This window comes from uncultured Leptotrichia sp. (genome assembly GCF_938036635.1).
GTDB lineage: Bacteria > Fusobacteriota > Fusobacteriia > Fusobacteriales > Leptotrichiaceae > Leptotrichia > Leptotrichia hongkongensis.
This window is the reverse complement of record NZ_CALHQO010000235.1, coordinates 1-2,350: the sequence shown is the minus strand read 5'-3', so window position 1 is coordinate 2,350 and position 2,350 is coordinate 1. Positions and strand designations below refer to the sequence as shown.

At 33.4% G+C, this 2,350-nt stretch carries 1 protein-coding gene; it reads left to right on the top strand.

What is annotated here, in order from left to right:
• On the top strand, nt 1-2,206 hold a 2,206-nt coding region (locus Q0370_RS04565), incomplete at its 5' end, for a glucose PTS transporter subunit IIA (protein WP_299572714.1).
• Nucleotides 2,207-2,350: the final 144 nt, after the last annotated feature.

The window sequence follows — 2,350 nt, the reverse complement described above, 5'->3', positions numbered from 1 at the left end:
GAACAAGAACAAGAAAGAAAATCAGATTTTTCTTACGTTGCAGACAATAGGAAGAGCGTTCTTCCTGCCAGTTTCGATTTTGCCAGTTGCTGGATTATTGTTGGGTTTAGGTGCATCATTTACAAATCCTAAGACAATAGCATTTTATCATTTAGATGGATTGCTTGCACAAGGGACACCTATGAATTATGTCCTTACTGTAATGAATAACGTTGGACTTGCAGTATTTGCTAATTTGCCTTTGATATTTGCGATGGCAGTAGCATTGGGAATGGCGAAAAAGGAAAAAGGGGTTGCAGTGCTCTCTTCTGGACTTTCGTTTATAATAATGCATACAACTATTAAAACGTTATTGGTATTTAGTGGAAAAATTTTACCTGACGGGACTGTTTCGGAAAAAGTGCTGGATGGTGCGATAAGTTCGGTGCTTGGTATACAAACGCTTGAGATGGGAGTGTTTGGGGGAATTATAGTAGGACTTGGAGTTGCATTTTTGCATAATAGATTTTATAAGACAAAACTTCCTGCGGCAATATCATTTTTTTCAGGAGTTAGATTTGTGCCGATTATATGTACGTTTGCTTATATTGTTGTAGGATTTATTTCCTTTGCGATTTGGCCAGTTATTCAGCAGGGAATATTCTCAATTGGAAGAGTTGTAACAGGTTCGGGGGACATTGGAATATTTATTTTTGGATTTATGGAAAGAATATTAATACCTTTTGGACTTCATCACATCTGGTACATTCCATTCTGGCAAACAGGACTGGGTGGAAGTGCAATGATAGATGGAACAATGGTTTCAGGAGCACAAAACATATTCTTTGCAGAATTAGTATCGCCAAACACTACACGTTTTAGCATAGACGCGGCTAAATTTATGACAGGGAAATATTCATTTATGATGGGTGGACTTCCAGGAGCTGCTCTTGCAATGTATCATTGTGCAAAACCAAATAAAAAGAAAATAGTTGGAGGATTGTTACTTTCAGCAGCTTTAACAAGTTTTCTTACAGGGATTACAGAGCCTATTGAATTTACATTCTTATTCGTAGCACCTTTCGTATTTGTTGTTCATTGTATTTTTGCGGGAATTTCATTTGCACTTATGAGAATACTTGATATAGCAATAGGAACTACTTTTTCCTGTGGATTAATAGACTTCACATTATATGGAATTTTGCCGGGAAGTTCAAAAACGCACTGGATTAGATTATTGCCGATATTTGTAATATATTTTGTACTTTACTATTTCTTCTTTAAATTTGTTATACAAAAATGGAATTTAAAAACTCCAGGAAGAGAAGACGATGATGAAGATACAAAATTATACACAAAAGATGATTACAATACTATGAGAGACAGCCGAAAACAAGGTGCAGTAGCAGAAGATACAGTTTCACAAGCAATTATAGATGGACTTGGAGGACTTGATAATTTTGGTGATGTTACGTGCTGTGCAACTAGACTGAGAATGCGTGTAAATAATATGGATTTAGTAAATGAAGCGGCATTAAAGCGTACAGGAGCAATGGGAGTTATCAAAAAAGGCAGTGGAATTCAAGTTGTATATGGACCTACTGTATCAGTTATTAAAAGTAATTTGACAGAATATATTGAAAAAATAAAAGAACACGGTATGGAAGCTTCATTTGCAGAAGAAAAACCAGGAAGAAATATAGATTTGAATGTTTTGAACTTGAGTGAAGACAGTGTGAATGAAAATTATGAATCCCTTGAAGCAATAAATCAGATAATTGCTCCATATAAAGGTAAAATCTACGATATTGAAAACATTAGTGACAAAATTTTTAATACAAAAGTTCTTGGAGATGGTTTTGCGATAGAAATTGAAGGCGATGAAATAATCGCTCCAACTGACGGAACAGTAGTAAATGTTTATACAACAGAACATGCCTTTATTATACAGGATAAATTTGGACATAATATTTTGATACATGTTGGACTTGGAACATCTGGATTAAATGGTGAAGGCATAAAATTATTCAAGAAAATAGGAGATACAGTTAAAAAAGGCGAAAAAATTGGTACATTAGATAGAAATGCGATAACCAAAGCAGGAATTTCGTTAGTTTCACCTGTAACTTTCTTAAATGTAGACAAGGCAAAATATGGTATAAAAGTTGAAAAAGCTGGAAATGTGGAAGCTGGAGAAGAAACAGTTATATTTATAACTAAAAAATAATCAGTACAATTAAACCTCTATAATAATATAGAGGTTTTTATATACATTATTGAACTGTAGTACGTAATAATTTTAGTGGATATTAATTAAAATTTATAAAAAGTTTTTCTTGAAAAATTTTCTAATATTCGATAGAATAAAAAA